5 protein-coding genes are annotated in these 3,465 nt (G+C 67.9%); 2 read left to right on the forward strand and 3 right to left on the reverse strand.

The features are described from left to right. Positions 1–200 (forward strand): hypothetical protein (locus ACFQVC_RS42345; RefSeq protein ID WP_381842098.1); only part of this gene is annotated, 200 nt, incomplete at its 5' end. Between the two features lie 184 nt (positions 201–384). Here the strand turns inward: ACFQVC_RS42345 and ACFQVC_RS42350 are convergent. Further along, the gene (locus ACFQVC_RS42350; protein WP_381842101.1) at positions 385–1,392 is read right to left on the reverse strand and encodes a stage II sporulation protein M; all 1,008 of its coding nucleotides are present in this window, start codon (positions 1,390–1,392) and stop codon (positions 385–387) included. Between the two features lie 88 nt (positions 1,393–1,480). Between ACFQVC_RS42350 and ACFQVC_RS42355 the strand changes: the two genes are divergently transcribed. Further along, on the forward strand, positions 1,481–2,464 hold the full coding sequence (locus ACFQVC_RS42355; RefSeq protein ID WP_381842104.1) for an RDD family protein: 984 nt from the start codon (positions 1,481–1,483) through the stop codon (positions 2,462–2,464). 31 nt (positions 2,465–2,495) lie between these two features. Here the strand turns inward: ACFQVC_RS42355 and ACFQVC_RS42360 are convergent, their stop codons facing one another. Beyond that, on the reverse strand, positions 2,496–3,110 hold the full coding sequence (locus ACFQVC_RS42360; RefSeq protein WP_381842107.1) for a hypothetical protein: 615 nt from the start codon (positions 3,108–3,110) through the stop codon (positions 2,496–2,498). A 131-nt stretch (positions 3,111–3,241) separates the two neighbouring features. Further along, the coding region (locus ACFQVC_RS42365; RefSeq protein WP_381841930.1) for an adenosylhomocysteinase at positions 3,242–3,465 on the reverse strand (224 nt) is incomplete at its 5' end.

Here is a 3,465-nt window from a genome sequence, read left to right on the forward strand (position 1 = left end):
GGCTTTCCTCCGGGCGCTTCCCTTCGGTCTTGCGTTTCCAACTCTACCAGATCCTTTTCCCGTTCCGTTTCCCTGCGGAAGCGATTCGGAATTTCGAATCTGTGGCCGTTGGAGAGCCAATTGCCTTCGGTTGCCTTTCGGCTCCCTTGCGGCGATTCCGACTTTATCAGAGCTTTTCGGCCGCACTTACCGGCGTCTAGATTCTGATGAATCGGAGGGTTGCTTCAAATGGAATGAATTTCCAGAAGCAGACAGATACTAACTGTTGCGGTCGAACCTGTCGAGTTCGAGGCAACTGTTCGAATCTACCTCCCCGCTCTGGCCGTGTCAACGACTTTTGCGGGGCGGAGAGGACAGTAGCAGGTCAGCGGGGGCCGACGCACATCACGCCGCTGTCGGCAGGGCCGCGCTGCGCTCCGACTGGTCCAAGTCACCTGTCTCCCCGCGGCGCGTGGCCCTGCCGCCCAGGACATAGACGTAGACGAGGAAGGCCAGTTCGGCCGTGATGCCGATGCCGATGCGGGCCCAAGTGGGGAGACCTGACGGCGTCACGAAGCCTTCGATGGCACCGGAGATGAAGAGGATCAAGGCAAGTCCGATGGCCATACCCAGGGCGGCTCGCCCTTCTTCCGCCAACGCGGTGCGACGCGAACGCGGCCCGGGGTCGATGAGTGTCCAGCCAAGGCGAAGGCCCGTGCCTGCGGCGACGAAGACCGCGGTGAGCTCCAGCAGACCGTGAGGAAGGATCAGTCCCAAGAAGGTGTCCAGGCGGCCTGCGGAGGACATGAGGCCGATGCCCACGCCTACGTTGAGCATGTTCTGGAAGAGGATCCAGATGACCGGCAGGCCGAAGAAGGCGCCGAGGACCAGGCACATCGCGGCGGCCTGGGCGTTGTTCGTCCAGACCTGAGCGGCGAAGGACGCGGCGGGGTGGCTGGAGTAGTAGCTCTCGTACTGGCCGCCGGGGCGGGTGAGCTCGCGTAGTTCCTCCGGAGCGGCGATCGCGGACTGGACCTCGGGGTGAGTGCCGATCCACCAGCCGATCAGGGCGGCTATCACGGTCGAGAGCAAGGCGGTGGGTACCCACCAGTGGCGAGTTCGGTACATCGCTGCGGGGAAGCCGGCCGTAAGGAACCGGGTGGCGTCGCGCCATGTCGCACGACGGGTGCCGGTTACGGCGCTACGCGCGCGTGCGACGAGTTGGGTGAGGCGGCCGGTCAGCTGTGGGTCGGGGGCGCTGGACTGGATCAAGGAGAGGTGGGTGGCGGTGCGTTGGTAGAGGACCACGAGTTCGTCGGCCTCGTCGCCCGTGAGGCGGCGCTGGCGGCGCAAGAGGGCGTCCAAGCGGTCCCACTCGGCTCGGTGGGCGGACACGAAGACGTCGAGGTCCATCAGGCGGCTGCTCCTCGTACTGCGGCGCGATGCGCTCACAGCTTGGCAGACTGGCCGTTCCAGGGGCAGGGCAGGAAGGACGGCACGCGTGAGTGAGCTTGTGACGGGCGAGGCGGTCGCCCTTGAGCTGCGTACGGCCAGGCTGCCCAGTCGGGCGCTGGCGGTACTCATCGACCTCGCTGTGGCCTTTGCCGCGTACATCGCCGTCTCCATAGGACTGTTGGCGGCCACCGCATCCCTCGACGAGGCGGCCGCTGCGGCTGTATCGGTGGCCACGTTCCTGCTGGTGCTCGTCGGCGCGCCGATCGCGGTCGAGACGCTGACCCATGGCCGGTCGCTGGGGAAGCTGGCCTGCGGGTTGCGGGTCGTACGGGACGACGGCGGCCCCATTCGTTTCCGGCACGCTCTGGTGCGCGGGGCGATGGGCGTGATCGAGATCCTGGGAACGTTCGGGATCGTCGCCTGTATCGCTTCGCTGGTGTCCGCGCGCGGGCGCCGTCTCGGGGATGTGTTCGCGGGCACGCTCGTCGTGCGGGAGCGGGTTCCCGCAGGGCGTACGCCCTATGTGCCGCCGCCACCGCCATGGCTGGTGGGGCGTTTTTCCGAGCTGGATCTGTCAGGGGTCCCTGATGGGCTGTGGTTGGCGATCCGCCAGTACTTGACGCGTATGGGGCAACTCGATGCGCAGGTCGGCTGGGCGATGGCGGAGCGGCTTGCGGGAGATCTCGCATCGCACACCGGGGCGCCGGCGCCTCAAGGGGTGCCGCCTGCCGCGTATTTGGCGGCTGTGGTGAATGAGCGGCAGGCACGTGAGGTTCGGCGGGCCTTCGGTCCGGAGGCCGGCGGGAGCGGCCAGGGCTTCGGGGTTCCGGGGGCGGAAGGCGGAACTGTCGGTTCCCTGCCTGGTTCGGGTGGGCCGGGAACGGCTCCGGGCTATTCGCCTGCCTACGAGAAGCCTGTGCCGGAGCCGGGGCGGCCCTCGTACCAGCCGGGACCAACGGTGACAGGGCCCCAGGGGCCCGCTGAAGAAGGCGGGGCGGCGCCGGCGACAGGGTTCGTGCCGCCCGCTTAGGGCTCGCCCGCGAGCCGAGCCACGCCGTGGTTCACGGGAAGTTCGACGGTGGTGTCTCGAGGTGTTCCAGCTCGATGCCGGGGGCCGAGAGCACCACGTCGCCCGCGATGTGCACGGAGTCCTGCTCGCCCGTGTCCAGGGCGGTGACCTGGTATTCGTCCACGGCCAGGGGACCGTTGTCAGTGGCGTGTGTTTCGCTTTTGAGCAGGGCCCAGGACTGGTCGAGGGTGCGTGGGGCGAGGACCGGTTCGGTGAAGCAGACCAGGCGTACGCGTGTGGCGGGGGCGCCGGGCGCGAGGCGCAGCAGGCGGGCCGTGGCGATCAGGAAGGCGGGGGATGCTCCGGTGAAAGCGTGGGCGGCGACGTTGCCTTCGGTGGCGTGCTCACCGGTCGGGTCGGTGCGGACCCAGGTGACGCCGTCGAGAGCGGCGCCTCGCACCTGCCAGCTCGCCGCGTGGAGTTCCATACGAAGAGGTCGGCCGAGCTCGTCGAGAGCCAGGTCGACTGAGCCTGCGTGTTCCCCCGCGGGGTCGGTGATCTGAGAGACGTAGCGCCAGCCGGAGGGGCCCGGGGCGCACTGGAAGTGTTCTTCACCGAGGGGGGTGTGGTCGTGCAGATCGTGGAGCGAGTAGCGGCCGCGGGGCATGTGGTTCGGATCCTTGAGAGGGGCCTTGGGGGAAAGGCCTTCATGGGGGCAGGCCCCCGCCCGTGAGGGCGAGGGCCTGCTTCAGGCGCGGCTGACTGAGTCGGCTCGGAGCGTGTCCGGTCCGGGGTCTGTCAGTAGCGGTAGTGGTCGGGCTTGTAGGGGCCTTCGACCTTCACACCGATGTAGTCGGCCTGCTCGGGACGCAGCTGGGTCAGCTTCACACCCAGGGCGTCCAGGTGCAGCCGGGCGACCTTCTCGTCCAGGTGCTTGGGCAGCACATAGACATCGGTCGGGTACTCCTCCGGCTTGGTGAACAGCTCGATCTGCGCCAGCGTCTGGTCCGCGAACGAGTTGG

Origin of the sequence: Streptomyces monticola (assembly GCF_042665355.1) — a bacterium.
GTDB lineage: Bacteria > Actinomycetota > Actinomycetes > Streptomycetales > Streptomycetaceae > Streptomyces > Streptomyces monticola.

Coding starts and splice junctions, on each gene's coding strand:
- ACFQVC_RS42360 (WP_381842107.1), bottom strand. CDS start 3,110: ATGCCCCGCGGCCGCTACTCGCTCCACGATCTGCACGACCACACCCCC.
- ACFQVC_RS42350 (WP_381842101.1), bottom strand. CDS start 1,392: ATGGACCTCGACGTCTTCGTGTCCGCCCACCGAGCCGAGTGGGACCGC.